Annotated in this window: 22 protein-coding genes and 1 tRNA gene; 14 read left to right on the top strand and 9 right to left on the bottom strand. The window is 70.5% G+C overall.

The features are described from left to right. Both OP86_RS33605 and OP86_RS16520 read right to left on the bottom strand, forming a co-directional pair. Positions 1–670: hypothetical protein (locus tag OP86_RS33605; RefSeq protein ID WP_051830156.1), on the bottom strand; the 670-nt coding region annotated here is incomplete at its 3' end. 341 nt (positions 671–1011) lie between these two features. Next, positions 1012–1863 (bottom strand): hypothetical protein, encoded by an 852-nt coding sequence (locus OP86_RS16520; RefSeq protein ID WP_030258470.1) that lies wholly within the window; start codon positions 1861–1863, stop codon positions 1012–1014. A gap of 590 nt (positions 1864–2453) precedes the next feature. Between OP86_RS16520 and OP86_RS16515 the strand changes: the two genes are divergently transcribed. The 13 genes from OP86_RS16515 (at position 2454) to OP86_RS34815 (ending at position 18289) form a co-directional block, all read left to right on the top strand. Next, on the top strand, positions 2454–3206 hold the full coding sequence (locus OP86_RS16515) for a LysM peptidoglycan-binding domain-containing protein (protein ID WP_033332114.1): 753 nt from the start codon (positions 2454–2456) through the stop codon (positions 3204–3206). A gap of 244 nt (positions 3207–3450) precedes the next feature. After that, complete coding sequence (locus OP86_RS16510; RefSeq protein WP_234434997.1) at positions 3451–3855, top strand: transglycosylase family protein; 405 nt, start codon at positions 3451–3453, stop codon at positions 3853–3855. Between the two features lie 137 nt (positions 3856–3992). Next, positions 3993–4640, top strand: coding sequence for an alpha-ketoglutarate-dependent dioxygenase AlkB family protein (locus OP86_RS16505; RefSeq protein ID WP_030055276.1), 648 nt, complete (start codon positions 3993–3995; stop codon positions 4638–4640). A gap of 230 nt (positions 4641–4870) precedes the next feature. Beyond that, complete coding sequence (locus OP86_RS16500) at positions 4871–5740, top strand: acyl-CoA thioesterase (protein ID WP_030055275.1); 870 nt, start codon at positions 4871–4873, stop codon at positions 5738–5740. A gap of 248 nt (positions 5741–5988) precedes the next feature. After that, positions 5989–6777 carry a DUF1684 domain-containing protein gene (locus OP86_RS16495; RefSeq protein ID WP_030055274.1) on the top strand — a complete coding sequence of 263 codons (789 nt, stop codon included), beginning with the start codon at positions 5989–5991 and terminating at the stop codon, positions 6775–6777. 100 nt (positions 6778–6877) lie between these two features. Further along, on the top strand, positions 6878–8290 hold the full coding sequence (locus tag OP86_RS16490) for an MFS transporter (protein ID WP_418952623.1): 1413 nt from the start codon (positions 6878–6880) through the stop codon (positions 8288–8290). A gap of 135 nt (positions 8291–8425) precedes the next feature. Further along, a tRNA-Pro gene (locus OP86_RS16485) sits at positions 8426–8499 on the top strand. Between the two features lie 1432 nt (positions 8500–9931). Next, positions 9932–10228 (top strand): hypothetical protein, encoded by a 297-nt coding sequence (locus OP86_RS16480; protein WP_157849751.1) that lies wholly within the window; start codon positions 9932–9934, stop codon positions 10226–10228. A 134-nt stretch (positions 10229–10362) separates the two neighbouring features. Further along, complete coding sequence (locus tag OP86_RS16475; RefSeq protein WP_051830155.1) at positions 10363–13713, top strand: WD40 repeat domain-containing protein; 3351 nt, start codon at positions 10363–10365, stop codon at positions 13711–13713. A gap of 241 nt (positions 13714–13954) precedes the next feature. Further along, positions 13955–14449, top strand: a complete 495-nt coding sequence (locus OP86_RS16470; protein WP_030055270.1) for a hypothetical protein — start codon at positions 13955–13957, stop codon at positions 14447–14449. Between the two features lie 909 nt (positions 14450–15358). After that, entirely contained in the window at positions 15359–15991 is a 633-nt protein-coding gene (locus OP86_RS34820; RefSeq protein WP_078588981.1) for a hypothetical protein, read from the top strand. 704 nt (positions 15992–16695) lie between these two features. Then, on the top strand, positions 16696–17973 hold the full coding sequence (locus OP86_RS16460; RefSeq protein WP_030055269.1) for a DNA cytosine methyltransferase: 1278 nt from the start codon (positions 16696–16698) through the stop codon (positions 17971–17973). A 127-nt stretch (positions 17974–18100) separates the two neighbouring features. Beyond that, positions 18101–18289, top strand: a complete 189-nt coding sequence (locus tag OP86_RS34815; protein WP_030055268.1) for an AbrB/MazE/SpoVT family DNA-binding domain-containing protein — start codon at positions 18101–18103, stop codon at positions 18287–18289. Between the two features lie 65 nt (positions 18290–18354). Here OP86_RS34815 and OP86_RS16455 read toward each other — a convergent pair whose 3' ends face one another. From OP86_RS16455 to OP86_RS16430, 6 genes are all read right to left on the bottom strand, one after another. Next, a complete protein-coding gene (locus OP86_RS16455) occupies positions 18355–18879 on the bottom strand; it encodes a very short patch repair endonuclease (protein ID WP_078588979.1) in 525 nt (174 codons plus the stop codon). Further along, complete coding sequence (locus OP86_RS16450) at positions 18819–19769, bottom strand: NaeI family type II restriction endonuclease (RefSeq protein WP_030055266.1); 951 nt, start codon at positions 19767–19769, stop codon at positions 18819–18821. The genes OP86_RS16455 and OP86_RS16450 overlap by 61 nt, the downstream gene beginning before the upstream one ends. A 67-nt stretch (positions 19770–19836) precedes the next feature. After that, positions 19837–20694, bottom strand: coding sequence for an HNH endonuclease (locus OP86_RS16445; RefSeq protein WP_234434996.1), 858 nt, complete (start codon positions 20692–20694; stop codon positions 19837–19839). Between the two features lie 82 nt (positions 20695–20776). Beyond that, positions 20777–22651, bottom strand: coding sequence for a DEAD/DEAH box helicase (locus tag OP86_RS16440; RefSeq protein WP_051830154.1), 1875 nt, complete (start codon positions 22649–22651; stop codon positions 20777–20779). Next, positions 22648–24063, bottom strand: coding sequence for a ParB N-terminal domain-containing protein (locus tag OP86_RS16435; protein WP_030055263.1), 1416 nt, complete (start codon positions 24061–24063; stop codon positions 22648–22650). Before OP86_RS16435 ends, OP86_RS16440 begins: the two co-directional genes overlap by 4 nt. A 95-nt stretch (positions 24064–24158) precedes the next feature. Further along, positions 24159–24842 carry a hypothetical protein gene (locus tag OP86_RS16430; protein WP_033332111.1) on the bottom strand — a complete coding sequence of 228 codons (684 nt, stop codon included), beginning with the start codon at positions 24840–24842 and terminating at the stop codon, positions 24159–24161. A gap of 264 nt (positions 24843–25106) precedes the next feature. On the opposite strand from OP86_RS16430, the gene OP86_RS16425 reads away from it, so the two are divergent. Then, positions 25107–25838 (top strand): hypothetical protein, encoded by a 732-nt coding sequence (locus tag OP86_RS16425; RefSeq protein WP_030055261.1) that lies wholly within the window; start codon positions 25107–25109, stop codon positions 25836–25838. A gap of 230 nt (positions 25839–26068) precedes the next feature. Here OP86_RS16425 and OP86_RS36615 read toward each other — a convergent pair whose 3' ends face one another. Continuing rightward, positions 26069–26263, bottom strand: coding sequence for a hypothetical protein (locus OP86_RS36615; RefSeq protein WP_157849750.1), 195 nt, complete (start codon positions 26261–26263; stop codon positions 26069–26071). Positions 26264–26575 lie beyond the last annotated feature (312 nt).

The raw sequence follows: 26575 nt of genomic DNA, 5'->3' as shown, positions 1-26575 counted from the left end.
CGAGATCTACACTAGATCGCTCGTCGGCAGCGTCAGATGTGTATAAGAGACAGGGCATGGAGTGCGGGGTCGGGCCGAGGTAGCCGGCTGCGACCCAGCCCTGTCCGTTGGTGAACTGGGGTGTGGTACTTGCGTGTTGGGGGTGGGCGGGGGGCGGGACGGGAGCCGGGGTGGTGTGGCCGAGGCCGTCGCTGGTGGGGGCGGTGGAGCCGTGGTGGTGACCGGGGTGGGCGACGTGGCCGTTGTGGCCGGAGTGACCGGAGTGGGTTCCGGGGTGGTGGCTGCCGTGGTGGCCGGAGAGCGCGCCTGAACCGTGCAGGTGGGGCGACACGAACTGGGGGAGGCCCGGCACCTGGCCCGCGAGGGTGTGGAAGACCTGGTGTTGGTGTTGGTGTTGGTGTTGGTGTTGGTGCTGGGGCGGGTGCGGGCGCTGCTCGCCGAGCAGCGGGTAGCTGTCGCGGACCGCGAAGCCGGTGAACATCAGGTCCTCTTCGCCCGAGCGGTCGCCGGGGAGGGCGCGGAACAGGCGTCGGTACTCGGAGTACAGCTCGTCGTAGATCGGCGTGGCGGAGTGCGGGTGCTCGGCGTCGTACGACGGACGCATGCCGGGGATCGAGCGGGGGGCGGCGGTGGACCGGCCGGGGGACGCGGAGACGTCGTAGCTGTACACGTAGGGGCCAACGAGCGAGAGGGGCGGGGGATGCGGGGCGTGGGGACGCTCGCGCGGGGCGTCATGAGAGGTTCATGTGCGGACCCCATGAGAGGTGCTCATGTGCGGACCCCATGAGAGTTGTTCATGTGCGGCGTCCATGAGAGGTGCTCATGGGCGGGGCCCATGAGAGTTGTTCACGTGCGCTGCTCATGAGCTGTGCTCATGGAGGGAGCAGGCAGCGTGGGCAGGAGCACGGGAACGTGCCGGGATGGGGGGATTGGGGCGTGTGCCCGCGCCAGAGGGCGGCCCAGGGGGTGGAGGGGCGGCCGCCGTCCGGCGCGTCGGGGTGGGGCGGTCGGTCAGGTCCCGGCGAGCGGGAGGGAGGCGGCGACCACCTGGCCCAGCGCCACCGCCCGCTCCAGGGCCTGGCGCAGCAGGTCCTCGCGGGGCTGGCGGCCGACCATGCCGGCCGGGACGGCGTACATGGTCACCTCGGAGAGCTGGCTCGCCGCCATCCGCCAGGCATCGGTGACCTGGAGCGGCTGGTGCGCCTGCCACCAGCCGGTGCTGCCCCCGGCCGCGGCCGGCTGGAGGATCGCGTGCAGCTTGCCCATCGCGACCAGGACCGACCAGCCGGACAACTGCTCCGGGGTCTCGTCCAGGTCGATGACGGGCTGGAAGCCGGCGTCCTGGAGGAGGTCGAGGAACTCGTCCTCGCCCGAGGTGCTAGCGGGGCGGCCGACCGGGCCGGTGGGTTCGACCACCAGCGAGGCGTGCCCGACCTTGCCGTGCAGGACGAGACCGCAGGTGATGCCGAGGATGGCGGCCTGGCCGGGGGCGGGGGGCTGGTTGGTGCCGCCGACGGGGGTGGACGGCGTCGGGGTGATCGGCGCGGGGGCGGCGACGGGCACGGCGAGGTCCGGGGCACCGGACTGGGACTGGCTGATGCTGCGGACGGCGCCGACCAGTTGCTCCTCGGAGACCGGCACCACCTGGGAGGGGATGCAGCGGGCGTGCGCGAAGGCGAGCACGGCGGTCTCGTCACCGACGAACAGCACGGTGCTGGTCGGTTCCACGTGCGTGTCGCCGGGGGTCCGGCAGGAGGTGCACTCGTAGCTGTCAGGGGCTCGGTCGCCGCCCAGTAGGCGGTCGGCCTCGTCGTCGCCGATCTCGGACCGGACCTCGTCGCTGACGTCGAGCATGCGCGGCACAGGGTCTCCTCGGATGGGTGCGGTTGGGGCTTCGGGGGCGGACACGGGAGGTCTCCATGACCAACGGGCCCTTGTGTCAGGCGTCACGGGTGCCCGTCGAGGCTGACGGGAATTGCCCCGGATCCGACCGCACCGCGTGTTCTCGGGGTCGCAATCTGTCGATGTCGGTGACGGGACTGCCGGAATGGAACGGTGAGGTGGGTCACGCGACCGTGATGTTTGATCTAGGAATCAACGGCTAAATCCGACATTTCGGACAGGAATGTGTGGCCCTTACCGCCGGTAACCCTTGGCTGAGCTGGGCAGACCGTCGGAGTTTTGGTTTCCCTGCCGACCGGCTCGTAGCTTCTTGGTCGGCGCAACGAGCGCCACCCGGGTTCACCCCCGACGCACAGCCGCCCGGTCCGCCGGGCGCGGCAGGTGCCCGCCGACGCGATTGCTCGAACACGTCGTCGGCGAGCGGCTGGGTGGCCAGGACGGCAGCAGCACGTCCGACACGTGCACGGCCGTCCGACGGACGCGGCAAGCGAACGCGGCCCTCTCCAGGGTCTGGTTCCGCATGCCCGCCCGGGGCTGTCGAGAGGAACCTCATGACCTTCCGTAACGAGAACGCCGCTGCCACCACCTCCACCGCCACCAAGCGCAACCGCGTCCGGATGGCTGTCGTGGCGGGCGCCGCTGTCGCGGCCCTGCCGGTGGCCGGCCTCGTCACGGCCACCTCGGCCTCCGCCGCCCCGGTCGCCACCTGGGACGCCGTCGCCCAGTGCGAGAGCGGTGGCAACTGGGCCATCAACACCGGCAACGGTTTCTACGGCGGTCTGCAGTTCACCTCCAGCACCTGGGCCGCCTTCGGTGGCACCGCCTACGCCTCGCAGGCCAACCTGGCCACCAAGGCGCAGCAGATCGCCGTCGCCGAGAAGGTGCTCGCCTCGCAGGGCCCGGGTGCCTGGCCCGTCTGCTCCGTGAAGGCCGGCCTGACCAAGGGCGGCGCCCCGGCTGCCGTCGACACCTCGGCCGCTGCCAAGCCGGCCGCTCCGGCTGCCAAGCCCGCCGCCCCGGTCGCCAAGCCGGCCCAGGCCCCGAAGGCTGACGCTGCGCCCAAGGCTGCCGCTACGCCGAAGAACGACGCCGCGCCGAAGGCCGACAAGGGCGTCAACTCCTGGACCGGCTCGAACGACGCCAAGCCGGCCAAGGGCGGCAACTACACCGTCAAGTCCGGTGACACCCTGAGCTCCATCGCTGCCGCGCAGGGCCTGGACTGGCACGACCTGTACAAGAACAACGCCAAGGTCGTCGGTGGCAACCCGGACCTGATCTTCCCGGGTCAGACCCTGAGCATCTGAGGTCCGAGCCTTCTGAGGCTCCGACCTTCCTGAGCCGCTGTCAGCCGGTTTCTCCGGCCGACAGCGGATCCGGCTCCCACGGCCGCTTCCCCACCCGCGCGGGTTCTCCGCCGAGTGGGGGAGCGGCCGTCGGCGTGTCACGGTCTTCCGCGGCGTGTCGGAACCGGTGGGGGCGAGCGGGGGCGCGACGCGCCTAGGGTCGGCTGCCATGTCGCATCCGTGTGATGAACGCATTGGTCGGGCCGTGGCGCAGGTGGGTGCCGTCGTGGCGCTGGCGCTGGTGCTGGCCGTCGCCGCGGGAGACGTACGGGCCGGCGCCGCCGCCCAGGTCGCAGACCTGGTGTGGGACGCGCTCGCCGACTGCGAGAGCGGCGGCGACTGGCAGGCGGACACCGGCAACGGCTACTACGGCGGGCTGCAGATCCGGACGTCCACCTGGGAGGACGCCGACGGCCTGCGCTTCGCCGATCGGCCGGACCACGCAGGCCGGCGGGAGCAGACCACCGTCGGCGAGGAGATCGTGCGGCGCCAGGGGTGGGAGGCGTGGCCGTCCTGCGCTCGGGAGTTGGGCCTGATCGGCGGCGACTCCGGCGGCGGCGCCGGCGCCGGAGTCGGCGGGCGCCCGGTTGGGCAGGTACGGGGCTCGTGAGGCTCGGGGTGGGGACCGGGGCGGGGGTGGTGCGGGAGGATGGTGGGGTGATCCAGGGCGAGTTGTTCGGCGATCTCCCCGGGGACTCCGGCTCCTCCGGCTCCTCCGGCTCCTCGGGGGCCTCCGGGGCCCCCGGGGTGTGCGGGCGGTCGGAGCCCGCCCCCGGCGCCGTCCTGCTCCCCGGGTGGCTGGACCTCGACGCGCAGCTGCGCCTGATCGCCGCCTGCCGCGAGTGGGCCCGCCCGCCGGCCGGCCTGCACGCAGTGCGGATGCCCACCGGCGGGATGATGTCCGTCCGCATGGTGAGCCTCGGGTGGCACTGGTACCCGTACGGCTACCGGCGGGTCGCCGAGGACGGCGCGTCCGTCAAGCCGTTCCCGCCCGAGCTGGGCCGCCTCGCCCGGCGGGCCGTCACCGAGGCGTACGGGGCCGCGCTCCCGGAGATCGAGGGCGCCGCGCCGTACGAGCCGGACGTCGCGATCGTCAACCACTACCCGCACGGCGCGAAGATGGGCCTCCACCAGGACCGCGACGAGCGGACGGACGCGCCCGTGGTCTCGCTGTCGCTCGGCGACCGCTGCGTCTTCCGGCTCGGGAACACCGAGACCAGGACCCGGCCGTGGACGGACCTGGAACTGTCCAGCGGGGACCTGCTGGTGTTCGGCGGCCCGGCCCGGTTCGCCTACCACGGGGTGGTGCGCACGCTGCCGGGGACGGCGGATCCGGAGCTGGGGCTGGTCGGGCGGCTCAACATCACGGTGCGGCAGTCGGGGCTGGGGGCGTAGCTGCGCCCGCTCGACGGCTCGGCTCCTCGCCCGCTCGGCTCCTCACCCGCCCGCTCGTTCGACCGCACGCCCGCTCGTTCACGCGACCACTCGACCACTCGTTCGAGTGAACTGAAGGGGTGGGCCCGGTGAGCGGGAATGACCCGGGTCGCCGGAGAATTCGAGTGAGCTGGAGAATTCGATCGGAGTCCGAGCCCGGAGGGGCCGGAGTCCGGAGAGGAAGCGTGCTCATGGGTACCCCCGTCGACGACCTCGTCGATCTGCTCGACCTCGAGCAGATCGAACTGAACATCTTCCGCGGGCGCAGCCCCGAGGAGGCGCTACAGCGGACGTTCGGCGGCCAGGTCGCCGGGCAGGCGCTGGTCGCGGCGGGCCGCACGGTGGACGACGCGCGCCCCGTCCACTCGCTGCACGCCTACTTCCTGCGCCCGGGAGTGCCGGGCGTGCCGATCGTCTACCAGGTCGACCGGCTCCGCGACGGCCGTTCGTTCACCACCCGCCGGGTGCTCGCCATCCAGGGCGGTCGGTCGATCTTCGCGCTGACCGCCGATTTCCACAGACCCGAGGAGGGCGGCATCGAGCACCAGTACCCGATGCCGACGGTCGCCGCCCCCGAGGACCTGCCCAGCGCGCTGGAGGAAGTCGGCTCCCGGCTCGGCGAACTGCCCCCGTTCATCACCCGCCGCCAGCCCTTCGACGTCCGCTACGTCGACCGGCTGCGCTGGACGAAGGAGGAGCTGACCGACGTCGAGGCGCGCAGCGGCGTCTGGCTGCGCACCAACGGCCCGCTGCCGGACGACCCGCTGATCCACGTCTGCGCCCTCACCTACGCCAGCGACATGACGCTGCTGGACGCCGTCCGCGCCCCCGTCGAGCCGCTGTGGGGCGAGCGGCACTTCGACATGGCCTCGCTCGACCACGCGATGTGGTTCCACCAGCCGTTCCGGACGGACGACTGGCTGCTCTACCAGCAGGAATCGCCGATCGCGCACGGTGCGCGCGGCCTGGCGCGCGGGCAGATCTTCGACCGGAGCGGGCAGCTGGTGGTGTCCGTGGTGCAGGAGGGGCTGTTCCGGCCGCTGAAGCGCCGGGAGGTGTAGGTGCGGATGACGTGCGGCCTTGTGCGCGGCCCTGTGCGGGGTGTCGTGTGTGGTCCTGTGCGCAGACCTGCGTGAGGCCGCGTGTGTGGCCGCGTGTTGTGCGCCGTGTCGGTGCGTTGCCGCCGTGTTGCAGTTTCGGCGGCTTCGGGCCGGTGGGAATGATCCGTCCGAACGGGCGGTGTTGTGGATGACCGAGACGGGCGGCCCGAACGGCGGGCCGTCCGCGGACCGACCGGGAGGGTGGACCGATGACGGCGACGGCCGCGGAGGACTGGAAGCACTGGAGCGACGGGCGGGCGGCGGCCGTGAGCGCGCCGCACGGCCAGCTCGCGCTCACCGGCACGCACTGGCTGGAGCCCGAGCCCGCCGAGATCCCCGGCCTGCCCGGGCGCTGGTGGGCCGACGCCGAGGGCATCCGGGTACGGGCGGCGGCGGGCGACGGCATCACCGTCGCCGGAGCGGACGGGCCGGTGGACGGTGAGGTGCTGCTCCGCCCGGACAGCGACCCGGCCGCCGACACCGCCACCCTGGGCGACCTGCTGCTCGTCCCGATCGAGCGCGAGGGCGAACTCGCCCTGCGGGTCTTCGACCCGGCCGCCCCCCGGCGCTTCGCCTTCGCGGGGATCTCCGCCCACCCCTACGCGCCGGAGTGGGCCGTGCCCGCCGTCTTCACCCCGTTCGAGGACGAGACGCAGTCGGTCGTCGTCCCGAACGCCGACGGCAAGGATCGCCCGCTGGCCGTCACCGGCCAGATCGCCTTCACGGTGGCCGGCGAGCACCGCACGCTGACCGTCAGCCGGTCGGGCAAGCGGCTCAGCGGCGTGATCGCGGACGCGAGCAGCGGCATCGACACCTACCGCTTCCGCTTCATCACCCTGCCGGAGCCGGACGCCGAGGGCCGTACCGTCCTCGACCTCAACCGGGCCTACCTGCCGCCGTGCGCCTTCTCGGACCACTTCATCTGCCCGTTCCCGCCGCCGGGCAACCGGCTGGACTTCGTCGTGGAGGCGGGGGAGAAGCAGGTGCTGAGCCGGTAGCGCGGTCGCGCCCGGGGCGCGGCGGGCGGTCGGGCGGCCGGGTCGGCGGATGACCGGCGGGTCGGCCCCGGTGCGGGGGCGGCCGGAGGCGGGGCGGAGCATGGGGACTATGTCGAACAATCAACATTCCGCCTCCGCCGCGTCGCCCACTTCCTCTAGCGCCGGCGTCGGGTCCAGCGCCGATCCCGGACCTGGACCCGGACCCGGACCCGGACCCGGAGCTGAGCCTGAACCCGGGCCCGTGGGCGGACCCGCCCCGGACCCGGTGGCCGCCCCCGGCCCGTGGTACCGGCGCGCCTTCGCCGACCTCAGCCCGCTACGCGACCACGCCGACTACCGCCGGGTCTGGCTCGGCCAGGCCATCTCCTCCATAGGCCAGCAGATGACGGCCGTCGCCGTCTCCGTCCAGGTCTACAGCCTGACCGGTTCCGCGTTCGCGACCGGCCTGGTCGGGATCTTCTCGCTCGTTCCACTGGTCGCCTTCGGCCTGTACGGCGGCGCGATCGCCGACACCGTCGACCGGCGCCGACTGGGCCTGATCGGCTCGGGCGGCCTGGCGGCCGTCTCCGCCGTCCTGGCGGCGCAGGCGCTGGCCGGCCTCGGTCTGGTCGCCATCCTCTACGCCGCCGTCGCCGTCCAGGCCGGCTTCTTCGCGCTCAGCTCGCCTGCCCGCTCCGCGATGATCCCCCGACTGGTGCCCAGCCACCAGCTCCCGGCCGCCAACGCCCTGAACACCGTCAGCATGAACCTCGGCCTCACCATCGGCCCCATGCTCGGCGGCGTCCTCATCGGCGCATACGGCTCCCAGGCCGCCTACCTCGTCGACACCGTCGCCTTCACCGGCACCCTCTACGCGATGTGGCGCCTGCCGGCCATGCGCCCGCTCGGCGAACGCAAGGGCCGCGCCTCCGTCCTCGACGGCCTCCGTTTCCTGCGCGAGCAGCCCAACCTGCGCACCAGCTTCCTCGCCGACCTGGCCGCGATGGTCTTCGGCATGCCCCGCGCCCTCTTCCCCGCGATCGCGGTCACCTTCTACGGCGGCGACGCCGGCACCGTCGGCCTGCTGGTCTCCGCCCCGGCCGTCGGCGCCCTGGTCGGCGCGCTCTTCTCCGGCTGGGTCAGCCGCGTACACCGCCAGGGCGTCGCCATCCTCACCGCCGTCGCGGCCTGGGGCCTGGCCATCGCCGCCTTCGGCGCCCTCCACAACCTCTGGCTCGGCCTCCTCCTGCTCGCGGTCGCGGGCTGCGCCGACACCATCAGCATGATCTTCCGCAACACGATGATGCAGGTCGCAGCCCCGGACGAGATGCGCGGCCGCCTCCAGGGCATCTTCATCGTCGTGGTGGCCGGCGGCCCCCGCCTCGGCGACTTCGAGTCCGGCACCGTCGCCGCCCTCACCAACCCCGCCACCTCCGTGATCACCGGCGGCCTAGCCTGCGTCGCCGCCGTCCTCCTCCTCGCCGCCCGTCGCCCCGCCTTCCTCACCTACGACGCCCGCCACCCGACCCCCTGACCCCCCCCCCCCAAACCTGGCAGCGAGCACCCCCCGACGTGCTGTATTGTTTTCCACGTCGCCGGGACAACCGGGGACAAGGTCGAGAAGCCCACAGCAGAGCCCCCCAGGCCCTCGCTGCAGGCACCGAGACCACGGGACGTGGCGCAGCTTGGTAGCGCACTTGACTGGGGGTCAAGGGGTCGCAGGTTCAAATCCTGTCGTCCCGACAGCGATGTCGGAAGGCCGTTGGCCGGGAGGAATCCCAGGTCAGCGGCCTTTTTGTTGATGGCCCAACAGGTGAGGCACGGCGCTGGGGTAGATGGTCCGTGATCTTGCCGGGGACCAGCCGGGGACCAGCGAGCCAGCGAAGCCAGGGCCGGCCGCGGCTCACCATGGTCCTGGGATCGTGTGCACATTGAGGCTTCCGGATCTTGCCGCATCAGCGTGCACCGTTGGGCGCCCGACGGGTGCGCCGCCGACGCAGGCCCCAGGCCGCCAGCGCGGTGACCAGCTCTCCTTGGGTTCAGGAGCTTTGCGTGGTTGATCGCGGTTGCCCCGGGTGAACGGCAAGTGCGGCGCCGGTGTGGTGGCCATTTGCAGTGGCAGTTGGCCAGCTTGGCGACTTGCTCGGTCGGCCTTGGAATCAGCGCTGTCGCCGGCCAGCCCCGGGCTGGCGGGCGACACCGGGTAGGTGCGTGCCAATTCCCGAGGCGTGCGGCGTCAGTTGCCCTCTCGGAGTCAGCGCGCCGAAGGCGTACGCTGACTGTCTATCAGGAGCGGCGACACAAGGTCGGCTGGGGGCGGATTGATGCTGACGTGGATCGAGGCCGTGGTTGCTGGGGCGGGCGGTGGACTGATCGCCGAAGCGGTCGTCACCTACGGACGTCTGCGCAGCTGGCAAGAGGCACGACATGCGGCACGGGCGACCGAGGACCCGCTCCCGCCGCTCGGTAGGTTCGTCGATCCACTGGCAGACTCGCTTGCCGCACTCGTGCGCGTGGCGCTGGGAGGCGCGGCCGGGTGGCTGCTCCATACCGAGGTCACCGGCATCTACGCGGCGGTGACTGTAGGAGCCTCCGCCCCTGCACTATTGGCCCAGATCGGTCGGGCGACCACGCCGACCCAAGCTGTCCGCAGGCCCGACGAAGCGGTGCCGGACGCGCCTACGGCCCCAGCAGACCACGGAGGAGCGCCTCCCGTTCCGAGGGAGGCGTCGTGATGACCGCGGACTCGGTTGCCCGTCGCTCCTGGCGCTCGTTCACCGGCGGCACGGTCGCCCACCGTCCCCTGGACGGGGCCCGCGCCCGCGAGGGGTACACGCTGCGGCAGCGGCTCTGGGCCTCGTTCACCGGAGCGGACCTGCCCGCCGGACCGCTCGTCGCAGGGTCTGTCTCCCCAGGGGAACCGGCTGGAAACCGGAATCCGGATTCTAAGGCTGCGCGCGATCGGTCACGCTCCCGGCCGATTGCTCCGGGTTGGTTTTCTCTCCCGCAGCTTCCGCAGGCCGGCGGCCTGGCCGCTGCGGGAGGAGACACCCTGCTGTTGGAGGCAGCCTCCCCGGATGGCACCGCCCGGTTTCTCGTGCGCAGCCATGGGAACTCCCCCCCTGGGTACAGCCTGGAACTCGTCGTGCACGGAGTTGAGGGCACCGTGCCACTGATGACGGTGGTCGAGTACTCGAGCCTGGACGGTCCTGAGCAGGTGTTGCTCGTACCCGTGGTTCGAGGGCGTTTCGGACCTGCCGCCTCGTACGTCCGGCTCCCGGGCTTCGCCGGGGAGGGATGGAGGGCCTCCGTGACGGCTCCGGTGGGTCCGGACAGTACGTGGGACGGCGCGACGGTCGCACTGTCGGTCGGCGCAGCGCTCAATGATGCGACCCGTGATACCTGGCGCCAGGTACGGGCGCTGATCACGGATGTCGGTCTTCGTCGCGTCATCGACCAGGAGCTGCGGTGACCGGGGCAGCGGGACCGGGGCAGCGCGCGAGTACCCGGGATCCAGCCCCCTCGGACGCTATGGCGACGCGCCGAACCAGCGGGCGCTGGCGGGGGGCCCGTGTCGGCTCCACGGCTCGGAGCACGGTCGAGGGTGTGCTGGAGCGGGCATCCGGCCCGCAGGCCGCAGTCCGGGAGCTGCTCGGCGAGTCGGCGTTGTGGTGGAACTGCTGCAGCGAGGGGGTTCGGGACGATCCGGTATGGCTCGCCGGTCGTGGCTGCGAAGAACTGCACGCCTGGCTCGGGGCGACCGCATCGGACCAAGAACACGCTGCTGTGACGCGAGCCGATCACCCCTTCCTCCTGGCCAGGGCGCTCGTCGCGGCCAAAGGCGGCGCCGAGGAGCACGACGTCGCACTCCTGCAACTGCTCAGGGCATGGGAGGGCGGCGGGCTGCTGTGCTCCGAGGCCGCTCCCGGACCCGCACGGCCGTCCGGCAAGGAACTCGCCGTACTCTCACCCCGTCTCGCCGGCGGAATCGACGGCCTCCTGCAACGGAGCCAGCAGCTGCGCAATGCTGCGGCTCAGGGCGGGCCGTCGTCCGCTGCCGAGGGACTTCTGGTGGTCGCCGCGCTCATGATGGCGGGCATCGCACCGCGCAAGCGCGCTGTGGTCCGGGTCCCGGTGGTCTTCAGTCGCTCATCCGGACGGAGTGGAGAGGCCCCGTCCGCCGAGGGCGCCACCGGCGTTCTGGAACTGCGCGAGTTCCCTCCGGGACCGGCGGGACTGTATCCCGACCCTCGAACGATGGACGGGGTGCGCAGCCCGAACGGCCAGTTCGCCGCAGCGCTGGGCGACGCTTGGCGTCTGGCGGGTCCACAACGCGAAGGCCGCTGCGTGGTGTGGCGGATCGTTCTGTCCGACGAACCCACGGCTCCGGACCGGATCGAGGGACCCTCGCTCGGTGTGGCCTTCGCACTCGGACTCCGGGCCCTGCTCCGGCACCGGCCGGGTGTGGGCTGGCTCCGCGACGTCTTCTACGGACTGCGCCCGCGCACCGCGCTGACCGGTGCCCTTGATGCGGACGGTCATTTGCTAAGGGTCGCCGGTTTGGACGCCAAGCTGCTCGCCGCGCGCCGCAAGGGCCTTCGCCTGGTGGCGCCCGAGGCGAACCGGCTCGAGGTCTTAGCCGCCGCTCCCCGTCCCGGTGATGTGAGGTTCGCTGCCACCCTGCGCGAAGCCGACCGGTACGCCCGGCAGTTCCGTACTGGTCGCATCGCCGTCTCGGCGCTCGTCCTCGCTGCCGTGACGGCTGGGGTGTTCGCCCTCCACCAGCGCGACCTGGCACAAGTAGGTCGGCAAAGCGCCCTGGTCAGCCAGGTCTCGGCCCGAGCGGATCAGCTCCGCGCCACTGACCCCTCGCTCGCGGCCAGGATAGACATCGAGGCGTACCGCCTCAGCCCCACCGGGGATCACTACGCGCGCTTGCTCGAAGACGCGAACAAGCCACTGTCCACCGTTCTGAGCGACTTTCCCGGCAGCGTCCTTGCGGTGACGTTCAGCCCTGACGGCCGTACTCTCGCCGCCGTGGGCTCCGACGGAGCCAAGGGCGTCCTGGGCTTGTGGGACATGGCGAACCCCGCGCACCCCACGCTGTTCGGCGAGGCTGTCCGGGTCCGCAACGGGGCCAGTCAAGTCAGGTTCAGCCCTGACGGACGGACTCTCGCGACCGCCGGCGTCAACACCGTCGACACGGTGCAGTTGTGGGACGTGACGAACCGGGCGCGTCCCCAGGGACTCGGCGGGCCCCTCGCCAGCACCCCGATGGGCCCGCTGCAGTTCAGCCCTGACGGACGCATCCTCGCCACCGGCAGCAGGAAGGTCGAGGACGAGCAGTTGTGGGACGTGACCGACCCCACGCACCCGGCGCCGCTGGGCCCGCCGCTCCGGCACACCTCGGCGGTGAACACGGTGGCGTTCAGCCCGGACAGCCGCACCCTTGCCACCTCTTCCGTGGAGGACGGGGTACGCCTGTGGAACGTCGCGGACCCCGCCCGTACTGTGCCGCTCGACAAGATCTGGACCAGTGCCAGCTCGCTGACGTTCGGGCCGGACGGCCGCACGCTTGCCGCCTCCGATCGTGGAAGCGTGCGCCTGCTGAACGTGGCCGATCCAGCCCACGTGGTCGCGGTGGGCAGAGCACTGACAGGCTCCGCCAGCGTTGGCTCCATAGCGTTCAGCCCGGACGGACACATCCTCGCCACCACCTTCGCGGACCACATCGTGGGGCTGTGGAACACCGCCGACCCCGCACGTTCCACGTCCCTCGCCCCGCCCCTGGCCGGCCACACCGCCGCCATCTACTCCGTGGCGTTCGGCCCCGACGGGCACACCGTTGCTACCGCATCCGAGGACCGCACCGTACGGCTGTGGCACCTGCCCACCGCTCTGCTGACCGGCCACACCGACATCGTCACGGAAACGCTGTTCGGCGCAGGAGGGCGCCTTCTCGCCACCGCCTCCACCGACCTCACCGTACGGTTGTGGAACACCGAGGACCCGGCCAGCCCCACTCCTCTCGGCCGGATCCAGGACTCCGAGAGCACCATCACATCCATGGCCCTCAGCACCGACGGACGCGCTCTCGCCACCAGCGTCTACGGCGACAAGCGCGTGACCCTCTGGAATCTGGCAGAACCCGCCCGTCCCACCGTGGCCGCCCGGATCACGAACTTCTCCGCTGGCGTCAGCACAGTGGCGTTCAGTCCCGACGGACGCATTCTCGCCACTGCGACCTCCACCGGCATCAGCGGCGGCGACAACAGTGTGAGGCTGTGGGACGTGTCGGACCTGACCGGTGTCCGCCTGCGCGGCCAGCTGCCGACCGGCGCCGTGACTGTGGGCGGTACGATCGCGTTCAGCCCCGATGGACGTACCCTCGCCGTCTCCGGCGGCTACGTCAACGACACGACGCAGTTGTGGGACGTGACCGATCCGGACCGTCCGGCCCGATCCGGACCGCCCCTCAACGGGGGCTCTATCTCGCTGGCATTCAGCCCGGACAGCCGGACCCTTGTCACCACCACCTCCACGGGCGTCACCGACGGTACGGTCCGGTTGTGGAACGTCTCCGACCATTCCCGCCCCGCCCTGCTCGGCCAACCGCTCAGCGGCTACACCAGCCCCGTCAGAGCAATGGCCTTCAGCCCCGACGGGCATATCCTCGCCACCGCCGGAACCAGCGTGCGCCTGTGGCGCGTCACAGACCCGGCCCACCCGACCGCGATCGGCCAACCCATGGCCATCGCCGCTGCGGAGCTCACCTCCCTGGCGTTCACCCCGGACGGCAGCACCCTGGCCACCGCTGGCTACGACCACACGGTGCGGCTGTCGGCACTGGGAGCGGACCAGTCCGTCCGACAGATCTGCACGAGCACCAACACCCCGACTCGCCCGCAGTGGCAGCAGCATCTCCCCATGCTCCCCTACCACGACGCCTGCGGCTGACGGCGAATCCCGCAGGACAACGATCAGCTACCCATCCCCTGGCACATCGCCCCGGGCGCCGAGAACCACCATCGCCCCCATCCAGGGAGCAATCAGGGAAATCTTTTGGGTGCAGATCTTGTAGGGGTGCCTCGTTGGGGTGATTTGCCGGGGTTCGGTGGGCGGCGGGGTGGTTGGGGTGCCTAGCGTCGGCGGTGATGAGCCCGCCGTGGTGCGCGGGTGCCGAGCGAGGGGTGGGGTCATGCCGTCGTTGTTGGCCGCGTTGGAGGCCAGGGAGGACCGGGCCCGGACTCGGGCCGCGGGGCTGCGCGAGCGGATTGCCGAGCTGTCCGAGGAGTTGTCGCAGGTGGAGGGCGAGCTGTCGCGGCTGCGGATCACGCGGGAGACCGTGGACGAGGTGCTGGCCGACGGCCCGGGTGCGGTGGCTTCGCAGCCGGTCGGGGACGTCGAGTCCGCGGTGGTGCCGTTGACGGAACTCGTGCCGGTGCTGCTCGCTGCGGAGGCGGCCGGGGACGCGACGGTGACCTCGCCGGCCTACCGGCGGGTCCTGGTCGCGTTCGCCGAGGCACCGGGACCGTTGCGGTGCAGGGAGGTGTGCACCGCGGTGGGGCTGGGGACGGAGGCCAACCACGTTGAGGGCATGCGGTCGAAGCTGAAGCGGCTGGTCGAGCGCGGCATTCTCGTCGAGGCCGAGTCGGGGCTGTTCGCGCTGGCGTCCCGGTCGGGTGCCCGGTGAGCGGCGAGGCGGCTCTGGCCGCCACCGAGACCGCGTTCACCGCCTCCCGCCACCTGTTCGACCAGGTCACCAACGAGCTCGGGTCCGCCGGGGCGGCCGCCTTGACGCACTCGCAGCTGGAAGACCTGCTGAGTTCGCGGATGCGGGAGGTGACCCGGCAGCTGTTCCAGGACCATGTCCGGCTGCGGGAGCTGACCGAGCAACGGCTGCCCGAGGTGGTGGACGCCAGCGGGGTGGAACGCACCAGGATCGAGCGGGGCCGCTCCCGGATCCTGGCCACGGTGTTCGGGAAGGTGACGGTGACCCGGATCGCCTACCGCGGCAACTCGGTGGCCGATCTGCACCCGGCCGACGCGGTGCTGAACCTGCCCGTGGGGATGCACAGCCACGGGCTGGCCAAGCTCGCGGCGATCGAGGCATCCCGCGGCTCGTTCGCCGAGGCCACCGAGCGGATCAACGCCATCACCGGCGCCGGGATCGGGCACCGGCAGGTCCAGGAACTCGCGGTCGGCGCCGCCGCCGACATCGACGACTTCTACGACGCCCTGGTGCCGGCCCCGTGCACCGACACGACCACACTGGTGGTCTCGGTCGACGGCAAGGGCGTGGTGATAAGGCCGGAAGCACTGCGCGAGGCCACCGCGAAGGCCGCGCAGGTCAAGGGCGGCAACAAGATGAAGTCCCGACTCGCCGCCGGGGAGAAACACGGCCGCAAGCGCATGGCCACCCTCGCCGCGGTCTACGACGCCGAGCCCGCCGAACGCGGCGTCGACGACATCATCACCGACCCCGACCCCGGCCCCCACGACGGCGACGGCGACGGCAAGAGCGGGGGACGAACGCCGCCCCGGGCCCAGGGCCAGGTCCAAGTGGCTGACCGGCTCGGTCGACGACACCGCCGCCCAGGTCGTGGCCGCCGCGTTCGACCAGGCCGAGCACCGCAACCCCACCCACCGCCGGCCCTGGGTCGTGCTCGTGGACGGCGCCCGCCACCAACTCGACCTCATCACCACGGAGGCCGAGCGCCGAGGCGTGACGGTGCACATCGTCATCGACCTCATCCACGTGCTCGAATACCTCTGGGACGCGGCCTGGTGCCTGCACCAGGCCGGCGACCCGGCCGCCGAAGCCTTCGTCGCCCGCCACGCCCGCACCATCCTCGGCGGCGGCGCCGAACAGGTCGCGGCCACCCTCGACAAGGCCGCCCACGCCGCCCGGCTGACGAAGAACCGCCGCAAGGGCATCGACGACACCATCGGCTACCTGCGCCACAAGGCCGAATACCTCCGCTACGACACCGCGCTGGAACGCGGCTGGCCCATCGCGACAGGAATCATCGAGGGCGCCTGCCGCCACCTGGTCAAAGACCGACTCGACATCACCGGCGCCCGCTGGGGACTCGCCGGCGCCGAAGCCGTGCTCAAGCTCCGCGCGCTACGCGCCAACGGCGACTTCGACACCTACTGGACCTGGCACGAGAAGCAGGAGTTCGCCCGCAACCACCAAGCCCGTTACCGCGACCACCTCACACTCGCGGCCTGATCAACAGCACCCTCATCAGATCTGCACCCATCGTGATTGCCCCACCGCCCATGCCCGCGCCCTTCCAGCGCGCGGACCTCCAGGGCCCGTACGACGCCGCTCTGGACGGCGCCGAGTCCCCAGAGGCGACTTCAGCGGCGACGAGGCCGACGACCTCGGCGCTAACGCATCCCGGAGCGCCTCGGCGACCTCGCCGCTCGGCCAGCTGGATCACCTGGCCAGCGGCCGCCCGGGCGCGGTTCCATCGGCCCCCGATGCCAAGGACAACCCGATGCCCGCCTCCTGCCAGCGAGGCGCACCGCTACCAGTCCACCGTCGACGTCAGTGACAACGCTCACACGCAGTACCGCAGAATTGCCAGGGGCCACGCCCCGCCCCGGTCGGACCTTCCGGGGCACAAGCACCCCGGCCAGCGCCACCGGGCCGGCGTGCGTGTCCTCACTCACATCGGCGCGTTGTCCAGGGTCGGGGCAGGATTCGGGCCACGCCGGCCGGAAAGTCAGTGCTCGCAACTACACTGGCCGCTTCATGCAGGCCGGCCATTCCCGGCATGCCCCGCTGGTCAGGCTTGGACCGGGCGGGGATGCAGCGGCAGGTCGCATCCCGAAGGGAGGTAGCTAATTTGTTCGATATTATGGCAGTGCCCAGATCGGCAGCTGGCGCCTCCCGCCCCGCAGGCTTGGCGCGTGTTGTACGGAGGAAGAATGTCTGCCCTTGAGGTTGTCGAGATCTGCGCAGGAGCAGGGGGGCAGGCCCTCGGCCTCGAGCAGGCGGGATTCGAACACCGGCTTGCAGTCGAGCTCGACCCGAACGCGTGCGACACCCTCAGGCTGAACCGGCCGACGTGGAAGGTCGCAGAGGGCGACGTCGCGGACGAGTCGGTCTGGAACCCCGAGGAGTACGAAGGCGTCTCGCTCCTGGCAGGAGGCGTTCCCTGCCCCCCGTTCACCATTGCGGGCAAGCAACTGGGCGCCACTGACGAGCGTGACCTGTTCGCCTGGGCAGTCCAGCTGGCAGGCCGCATCAAGCCCAAGGCGCTCATGCTGGAGAACGTGCGAGGACTCAGTGCCAACCGCTTCTCGGCCTACCGGCAGCACGTGCTGGACACGCTCCGCGACTTCGGATACGTGGGCGAGTGGCGGCTCCTCCAGGCATCCCAGTTCGGGGTACCGCAGCTCCGGCCGAGGTTCGTCCTGGTGGCGCTCCAGGACGAGTACGCCGAGTACTTTCATTGGCCCGAGCCCTTGCCCGGGCCTGCGCCTACCGTGGGTGAGACGCTGAAGGACCTCATGGCAGCCAAGGGCTGGGGCGGCGCCGAGGCGTGGGCCGCCAAGGCCAGCGATATCGCACCCACGATCGTTGGCGGCTCCAAGAAGCACGGAGGGGCAGACCTCGGCCCCTCCCGGGCCAAGGCGGCCTGGGAGGCCATGGGGGTCGACGCCTGGGGCCTTGCCAACGATGCGCCGGATGCGGACTTCAAACCGGCAGTGAGCAGGAAGGGCGAAGTCAGGGGCGGCCCGAAGCTGACCAGCCGCATGGCCGCGCGGATCCAGGGCTTCAGCGACGAGTGGCAGTTCTCCGGAGGGAAGACCACCGGATACCGCCAGATCGGCAATGCCTTCCCGCCGCCGGTCGCCAAGGCGGTCGGGCTCTCTATCGCCAAGGCGCTCCGGAAGGAGGGCGCCCCCCGCGAGCGTGTCGAGACTACCCACGACCCGGTGTACCGGCTCCTCCGCGGCAAGAGCGAACCGATGACCGCCGAGCAGATCGTCGCCGCACTGGGCAGGACCGGTGTCGTCATGGGCATGCACGACATCGAGCGACGCCTCTCCCACCTCGGCCGAGACTTCCACATCGAAGAGACTGAGGCCGGCCAGGACGGCGCCATGGCCTACCTGCTTCGCGACTTCAAAGCCTTCGTTGGCCAGGAAGACCACGACCGGCACGAGCTCTTCAAGGCCAATAAGGCCAAGATCAGCTGAGCATGATTGGCTTACCCCACCCGCGGGCGGTTCTGTGCGCAGAGGGCCCCGGTTTCCCTGCCCGCCGCCAAGCTGGAAAACCGCAGGGGACAGGGGCGCCGAGAGCCCGAGTGGCAGACTGAGCCGTGTGATCAGAGAACCCGCCGAAGTTACGGTCGACAGTGACGGCCGAGTGGTACTGCCCCTCGGTCTGCTTGCGGAAGCCGGCCTTGATCCGGGCGCGCGGCTGCTCGCCTACTGCGACGGCGACGGCCGGATTGTTCTGCGCCGCGAATCCGACGCGATCCAGCACCTACTGGACCACGGGGGATTCTGAACTGGCTGCCGAGTCGGCAAATGCCACATGAGCAGCCTGCGGCGCGAGCTGTAGTTATCAGGCGCTCACGTCTTCCGAGTGGTCTCCGTGCGGCGTCGGCGGACAGCGTCGACGACCAGAGCCGCGCACTCGGCTGGCGGCTGGTGCTCCCAGAACCGGAGCACCAGCCAGCCGGCCTCGGCCAGCTTCGTGTCGGTGTCCCGGTCCCGGTGAACGTTCCGGTCAATCTTCTCGTTCCAGTAGTCCGGGTTGGTCTTCGGTGGCACGAAGTGGTCGGGGCACCCGTGCCAGAAGCAGCCGTCGACGAAGACGGCCACCCGTGTGGGACGGAACAGAAGATCAGCCGTCCTCCGCATGCCGGGGAGCGGCTTTGCCGCCACCCGGTACCGAAGCCCCTCGGCATGGACAAGGGAGCGCAGCGCGAGCTCGGGGGACGTGTCCCGGCTCCGGATCGCCTGCATGTTGCGGCGTCTGGCAGCTGAAGAGGCCCATGATCCTGCCGGGGCAACCCATGCGGCAGCATCCGCGCCTACCGCTCCGGCAGCAGCGGCGCCTCGACGACCGGGTCGCTTTCCCGCGCTACCACCCACCTGATGCCCTCCAGTTCCACCCACCGTGCGTCCACATGCTCCAGAGTCCAGGGTGCCAGGCGGACGCTCACGGACTCACCAGCACCTGGCAGCGGCAGGCCGAGGCCCTGGGCTACCACCTGGTGATTCCCGTACTGCCCGAGAATCACGATTCCCTCCGGCCGGAGCGCCGAGCGGGAGCCACCGTTGTACCGGACGCGCTTCATGAAGTCGTCCTGTTGTGCGACCGTGGCGACCACGCCGCGGGAGACGACACGGCCCTGCGTGCGCCGGAACAGCTCATGTACCCGCTGGGTGCCGTACCGTGACGCGAAGATCGCGGCGATGTCCTTCTCAGGCAAGCGCAGCAGGATGTTCTCGGGGAGCGGCGCATCCTCGAAGAGCCAGTGAACGGCGGTCTTCCGGGCAGCGGCGGTGAGAGACCGCTTTCCGTCCCGGTTTCCTTCCTTCCTGGTAAGCAGTTCCTCGGTGACCCGGAACAGCCCCGCGGACCAGAGCCCAGCGTCATCACTGGCCCACACCCCGAGACACAGATGGCCCATCGCCTCTGGCGGGATCATCCAGCGGCCCAGGTCCTGGGAGTACTTGCAGTCCACGTCGATGCCGTGAATCGAGTAGTCCATCTTGTCGCCGTCAGCGAAGCCGAAGGCGCGCTGGAGGTTGATCTCCACGAGGGTGCCGGCATGCGTCTTCTCGGTCTTGTGGAGGTCATCCCAGCGGAACCGGCCCGTGTGCTGTCCGTCGAGCAGCATGTCGAAGGTGCGGCGCAGGGCCGCGCCGAAGATCTCGCCGTGCGGGTCCGCCGCCAGGATTCCGGCGCGGACGCGGGCCAGTTCCGGATCAGGGGCCACGGCGGAGGAAATGGGGAATAAGGTATTGGCTGACGTCATACCAACTCAATTCTTTGAACGGAAGATGTAGGAATTCCGGGATCTTGTCTCCGGTGCGTGGGCCGGGTCAGTCGGCCCCGGGCGCGGCGCGCTCAGCAGCCTTGCGCTCCTTGCGCGTTCGCTCGTAGCCGGCAACCGCCGCGGCTGCACCCTCCGCAGGCCACGGCTGGGAGCTGATCAGTTCGTAGGTCACCTCGGTAAGGCCGTCCGTCTTCCTGCGGTGCGCGACGATGTCCCAGCCGAGGACAAAACGGAGTTCTCGCAGCCGCTTCTTCGGGTCGCCCTTGTGGGTGTCCTGTGCGACCAGCTCGACGAGCTCAACCGGCGTCGGCTTCCCCATCTTCTGGAAGGCGATCAGAAGTTCGCCGATGCGCTCCCACGGATTCGGGCACGAGAGCGCGCGCCCGATAGCCGGGCCGAACCCGTCGAGCGAGGCGAAGAACGCCTGCTTCCCGTGGTTGTGCTCCTCGCACAGCGGCTCCAGGTTCGAGTACTCCGTCTTGCCGCCCCAGGACTCAGGCACGATGTGGTCGATCTGCAGCCGGACACCGTCCTGGGGGCCGCGCCCACACATCTGACAGAAGCGGCCCTTCTGGCTGAAGACCTCCGCCTGCAGCCGGGGCGAGACCTTCACGGCGGCGGAAGCCGCCTTCTTCCAGCCCAGCAGCTCGTAGATCCACCCCCCGTCACCAGTACGGCGCCGGCTCTGCACCACGAAGTGGCTCCGGACCTCGCGCAGGCGCCGCTGGCTTTGCACGTTGGACTTGCCGAACACCTGCTGTGACCGAGCCAGCCACTCCGCCATGGTCGGAGGGCTATCCCGCCGCGTGAGGAGGAACCGACAGGCTTCTGCGGTCTCCTGGCTGCTGAAGAGATCGTCGATGGACGGATCAGTGGGGCCGGGCAGCGGGCGCTTGCTGTCCACTTCTGCGTGTGTCATCTCTTCCTCCCGCTGAACACGGCGGATTCGAGGAGTCCGTTCTGATCCGTACGGCACCTTGGGCCCGTCACGGCTGAGGGTCCCGGGCCGCACTCAATGCTTGCTCGTCGAGCAAGGCCGGGGGCTCAAGGTGGCGCAGGAGTTCCCGGATGTCCGCCATGTCCAGGCCGGCGCTCCCGACGGGCTCTTCAACGAGGTCAGCGAGTTGGCGCACCTCCGGGTCGTCCAGGATGCTGCCCATGAATTCCAGCTTTGCCTCAAGACGCAGCTGGACCACCTCGTCGATGGTGCCTTCCGCGACAAGGACCGTGACCCTCGTCTCCGTTCCGGGGGCCAGGCCCAGGCGATGGATGCGGTCGAGGCTCTGCAGGAACCGGCCGGCCATGAAGTCGCGGTCGACGTAGACCGCGTCGTGGCAGGCCTGGTGCAGGCTGATGCCCTCGCCCAGGGTAGCCGGGTTGGAGAGCAGCACCATGCAGTCGGGATCCTCGCGGAACCGTCGAATCTCCTCGTCCCGGTCGGCCGTGCCGCCGTGGACGACGGCTGGGGAGTAGGGGGAGAGGAGCTCGGCCAGGGTGGTGATGTTGCGTACGAAGGTGGTCCACACGATCGTCTTGCGGCCCGCTGCCGCGTTGGCGGCGACGATCTGGACGGCCTCCTGGAACTTGGGAGAGAGCTCGTAGCGGGGCAGGTCGCGCAGGAGCGTGTGGAGGGACTCGCCGGGGGCGGCCTCCAGCGCCGGCACCCGGTAGGCGAGCGGCTCGTACGGGCTGCTGCCCTCGATCAGGAGCGCCGGGCTTGTTGCGGCCATGAGCAGGCGCAGTGCTGCCCGCCCGAGGGCTTCGATGTCGTTGCGGGACGCCTCGGCCCGTGGGGAGAAGTTGCCCTTGAGCGCCTCGTACACCTCCCGGTGGATCGGCGGAAGGCTGACGTACCGGACCTTCGGTTCGAACGGGGGCAGGCCAAGCTCGCGCTTGGTGGTGCGGGTGAACAGCGGCCTTAGCACCGTGCTGGCGTAGGCGAGGTCGCCGCCGCGTACAGCGTCGGAGACGACGCGTTTGCCGCGGCCGGGCCAGACGAACGACAGCAGGTTCTCCAGGTCCCGGGCCCCGTTGGGGGCCGGAGTACCGGTGAGGATGAGCCGCCGGGTGGCGGTGGGCCCCAGCGCGAGGCAGGCAGAGCCGTATGTCCCGTTGGCGCCGAGCTTCATACGATGGGCCTCGTCGAGCACCAGCATCGACGGCGCCGTGCCCAGCCAGGACGCGAGCCCGGGTACGGCCCGGGACAGGCGCTCGTAGTTGACCAGCAGTACCTCTGCGCCGTAGTCGGGGGTGCGGCCCATGACGGCGATGCGCGGCGGTGTGCGGAAGCAGATCTGGCTCTCCGTCTGCCATGCCTCGTAGGCGGACTTGGGTCCGACGACCAGGAGCCGCTTGGCCAGGCCCTGTTCACGCATGGCAGCGTAGACGGCGAGTGAGACGCGGGTCTTGCCGGCCCCGGGGACGCTGAAGTTCGCGCCGTGCCCGAGTGACAGCAGCTGGGCTGCATCGCGGAGCTGGAAGGGGGTGAGGTCTCCGGTCCAGCCGTCGCCCAGGAGACCCGGCACGTCGTCCGGCGCGACTGCGCTCAGGCCGGCGTCCGCGCCACTGCGGAGAGTCTGCTCGGCCCGCTCGGCGTCGTCGAGGACGCCGGTGACGAGCTGGACCAGCGCCTCCTCCCACTCGACGCCGTCGTGGCGCCAGGAGCCGAGTTCGATGATGCGGTCGAGGAAGTCGTCGAGGTCGAACTCGCCTACCAGTGGCCCGCGCTGGCCGCCGGGGGCGATGCGCGCGGCGAGGTCCGCGAAGTCCTGCTCGTGCCCGGGCGTGGTGCGCAGGACCACGCGGGTCCGCGACACGTCGAATGCGATCCGCAGCGACGGCTCCGTCTGGGTATCCGTCACTGCTGCTTCCCTACAGCAGCGTTGAGCCAGGTCAGGCCCTCGCCGGGGAGCGGCATGCTCTTGCCGGCCTCGACGGCAACGCGCCCCATGATGGTGCGCAGCTGCAGCAGGGCGTCGTCGAACGCCCCTTCGTCCAGGCTCCCGTTGCCGCGGGCGAGGACGAGGTCGGTGACGCACTGCTCCAGGTCCTTGCAGGCGTCGGCGACGCGGTCGGGGGCGGCGAGGCGCTTCTTCCGGAGCCGGAAGTCCTTGCCAGCAAACTCCAGCGCCTCGTTGAAGACGTCCCGGGTGCGCTCGAGGACCTCAGCGGCCGCCGTCTGCTCCTCGGTGGTTGCGGCCGCGCCGGCCGCCTTGACGGCCTTGGCCTGCAGGAGGGAGTCGGTGAGCGCCTTGGCCGCGGCGACGCTCGCGCCGGCGGCCTGGATAGTGCGGCCAAGGCCCGGGATGGCCACCGCCGGGGCCGCGTGGGTAGGGGCGGGCCTGAGGTCTGCGGGCAGCCGCTGGTCCAGGAAGCGCTCCTGGAAGTCGGGCTGGATGAACCGGACGTCCGTCTTGGCGAACTCCAGCACGATGGCCGCGAGCCGGCCCTCCTTCAGCAGGTCGCCACGCTCCCGGTTGCGCGCGGACTCGGTGTTGTAGGCGCGGTAGAGCTCGAAGAACCGCTCCTTGGCCTCTTCGAAGTCCATCAGCCGCAGAGAGGCGCTTCCGGTGGCGCTACGGCTGATGAGGTCCCGGAGCTGGGCCAGGATCCACAGGTCGCGGTCGCAGGCCGGCGTCGTAGTGTGGAAATTCCGGGCGATCTCCGGCAGCGGCTTGCCAAGCGCCACCTGCTCCTCCAAGGCGAGCAGGTGGTTGATGTAGGAGTAGTCCCGCCGGGTGTCCGGGCGCAGCTGGAGAGAGAGCTCGACGGCGTGGATATCGCTCCACTCGCAGCTCTCCGGCAGAATGCCGACCCGCATGCTGGTCCGCCCGAGCTCCTTGAGAGCAGCGCGGCGGGTATTGCCATTGACGAGGATGCCCTCGTGCGTGATCAGCCCGGGTTCGTTCTGCTGGTACTCGCGCAGGCTCTCCGTCAGGTCCTCGAAGGCCTTGTCGGTCCTGGAGGGGTCGGCCGGCAGAGCCTTCAGCAGGTGGTGGAGGTAGTCCTGGCTCACCGGGCTCCAGGGGTCCTCGGTCAGAGACCGGTCCCGGGCCGGGTCGTAGGCGCGCTGGGCACGGATGCGGTGCGTGCCAGGGTTGTAGCGCAGGACCTCGACCGGCATGTCGATAACCTCGATATGGGCGGGCTTCCCGCGCCACTCGACGGTCAGCGTTTCCGGGACCCCGTTCCCGTTACGCAGCTCCTTCAGCCGGTGGGCCACGAGCTCGCGGTTGCCAGCGGCTTCGTGGGGCTGGCCGAAGTCGATCAACACGTGTGTGCTCCTTCGTGTGTGTGAAAGCGATGCAGATACTGCCAGGGCCGGGAAAGGGGCGGCACGGGGGCTTCCGTGCCGCCCCGGGGAGTGGATTACAGGAGCATGTCGCGGACGTCGGCGCGCGCCGCCGCCGGCAGGGTGCGGTAGACGCCCCAGAGCTTCTCGACCTCGTTGAAGCCGCGGGCGTCCTGCTCCATCCAGGCAGACAGCATCTTGCGCTCGTAGGCCGACAGCTGCGCCAGCGCCGACGCGAAGGCGCTCAGGTCGGCGCCGGCGTCGCGCCCGCCGACGCGGCACCGGTTGCACTCGGTGACCAACTGCACTTCGGTGCCGCCGCCGGGCAGGGTGACCGGGCGCCGCGCGATGTCCAGGTGGGAGGTCGCGCCGTGCCCGTCGGCGTACGCCTCGCCGTTGCCGATGCCACAGGTCCGGCACAGGTAGTTGTCCTTCAGGAGCACGGAGCGGCGCTGTACTGCTCCCACGGACTCGCTTGCCTTGCGGCTTCCCATGCCGGGCTCCCATACCGGCACCCCCTGCTTCACGAACCGGTGCTCACTGGGGTCGAGGGCCGGGTCCTCCCGGTTGGTGTCGATCTGCCACTCGTGGTCGCGAAGCTCCCTCATACGGCGGTCGACCTGGCTGACCCCCTCGAACGCGGTCCGCAGCTGTTCCTTGGTGAACACGCTGCCGAGTCCGACCTCCTGCACCAGCCACAGCGCGACGCGCTTCTTGGTGCCGAGTTCCTCGTCGGTCCAGGACGGGATTGCCACCACCATGCTCTTCGGATCCTCTCGTGTACAGCGCAGTGACGGCCCTGGTGGACTGTCAGCGGGACCGTTCCGCCTGCTCCTCAAGCGAAGCGCACGCCCCAAGGGCAGGGGAAGGCTTCCCTGTCCCTCGGTGTCCCTCCTCGCCCGGTGTCCCGGCGTGTCCCTGCCGCGCCACAGGACCGCTCAACTGTCGGAGGCGTTTGCCAAGATGGGATGACACTTCGTCGACCCCCTACCCTTGGGGAGTACTCCTTGCCGCCACGCGGACAGATGAAGGCCCTTCCGGCCTCCATTCCCCCGGCACGCCGCGAACTCGCCCAGGCGGTGCGCACCCTGCTGGGCGCCACGGGCGGCTCGCTGCGCAGCGTTGCAGGTCAGATCCACAGCTCCCGCTCGGTCCTCAACCGGCTCGCGTCTGGGAAGTTCCTGTTCCCCGACGCGGACACGGTCCTTAAGCTCCATCGACTTGCGGAGTACAAGGACCGTACTGGGGTGCTGGCTTTGGCAGATCTGAAGCGCCTCATACAGTGCGCTTTGGACGAGTGCGCGACCGCTGCCGACAGTGACGGCAGTGCCGCAGCTGCCAGGCCGGCCGAGGCTACCGTTGCCATGCTGCGCGGCGGGGCAACGGCGGCGCTGGCGGGCGGGACCGGCGTGCCGTTCACTGCGCCGGTCCCGCCCGCTGAGGGGGACCGGCGCAGCGGCTCCGCCGCCGACCAGCAGTGGCCGGTCGACGAGCTGGCGCTGCACCTGGACAGCGGCCGGTACGAGCACGCCGTCGGTATGCTGGACTACGCCGGCGACGAAGCGCCTGCGATGGAGTCCGCCGCCGCGATCCAGGCGTGCCGCAGCCGGGGTCTCACCGAGGCAGCGGACACCCTCCTGAGGAAGGTCGGGAGTCGGCCCGAGAAGGTCGTTCTCGCAGTGGTTGGACACCTCATGGACGCCGACAACCTCGCGGACGCTCGGGCCTTGATCAGCTTCGGCGTACTGACCGCATAACCGCCCCGGTCGGGACCTGTTGGCCTTGAGCTCCCGCTGCCCCCGCGGGGTGCGGCGCGTCGAGATGGAACAGGCGCCTACGCTCAACCCCGGCGTGCGGGTGGGTGAGCCTCCACCGAACATGCCGGCACTACAAACGACTTGCTGATGGACAGCCGCGCCCGGCCGCCTTACTGATCATTTCAGAATGACGTGATGGCCATCTGACGCGGGCCGCAGGGATGCAGGACCTATGGGAAGCAGTGCGGGTGGCGCTCCCTGGCTCTGACCTGGCCCGGAACGCTCGCCTCGGTGTAGGTCGCCCCGGGCGTGGACTCGTACAGGGCCACGGCATCGGCCTTGAACTCATCCGAGTAGTCCTTCATCGCCATCGGCACTGTTCTCGCTTCCTCCGGATCAAGCAGATCCAGTATCAGCGTGTCCACCCATCAGGGCGAAGGCCCCATGACCCCCGTGGCAGCGGACTTCCCTGCAGGTCCTGGGATCCGATTGCCATGAGTGTCCACGATCAAGGTTCAACCTCGGTTGTGCTGACGGGGGTTGGACTTGCCAGGGCCATCTTCACCATGGAAGAAAAAGGTATAGAGTCACCGCTGTTCCTGGCCGTGGACCTCACGTGCACAGCGAACGTTGCTCAAGGCATGACTTCGGCTGTGGAGCGGCTCGGGCAGCCCTGAGCTGAGCCTTCGTGGCAGCTGGGCGCGCCGGACTTCCCGATTTCCGAGCTTTGTGTCGGC

Source organism: Streptomyces novaecaesareae, from assembly GCF_000716875.1.
Classification (GTDB): domain Bacteria; phylum Actinomycetota; class Actinomycetes; order Streptomycetales; family Streptomycetaceae; genus Kitasatospora; species Kitasatospora novaecaesareae.
This window is presented reverse-complemented; position numbering and strand designations above follow the sequence as displayed.

Bases quoted from the DNA above. Each gene is read 5' to 3' on its own strand.
- OP86_RS16515 (WP_033332114.1), top strand. From the start codon at position 2,454: ATGACCTTCCGTAACGAGAACGCCGCTGCCACCACCTCCACCGCCACC.
- OP86_RS16500 (WP_030055275.1), top strand. From the start codon at position 4,871: ATGGGTACCCCCGTCGACGACCTCGTCGATCTGCTCGACCTCGAGCAG.
- OP86_RS16495 (WP_030055274.1), top strand. From the start codon at position 5,989: ATGACGGCGACGGCCGCGGAGGACTGGAAGCACTGGAGCGACGGGCGG.
- OP86_RS16490 (WP_418952623.1), top strand. From the start codon at position 6,878: ATGGGGACTATGTCGAACAATCAACATTCCGCCTCCGCCGCGTCGCCC.
- OP86_RS16480 (WP_157849751.1), top strand. From the start codon at position 9,932: ATGACGGTGGTCGAGTACTCGAGCCTGGACGGTCCTGAGCAGGTGTTG.
- OP86_RS16470 (WP_030055270.1), top strand. From the start codon at position 13,955: ATGCCGTCGTTGTTGGCCGCGTTGGAGGCCAGGGAGGACCGGGCCCGG.
- OP86_RS16460 (WP_030055269.1), top strand. From the start codon at position 16,696: ATGTCTGCCCTTGAGGTTGTCGAGATCTGCGCAGGAGCAGGGGGGCAG.
- OP86_RS16450 (WP_030055266.1), bottom strand. From the start codon at position 19,769: ATGACGTCAGCCAATACCTTATTCCCCATTTCCTCCGCCGTGGCCCCT.
- OP86_RS16430 (WP_033332111.1), bottom strand. From the start codon at position 24,842: ATGGTGGTGGCAATCCCGTCCTGGACCGACGAGGAACTCGGCACCAAG.
- OP86_RS16425 (WP_030055261.1), top strand. From the start codon at position 25,107: ATGAAGGCCCTTCCGGCCTCCATTCCCCCGGCACGCCGCGAACTCGCC.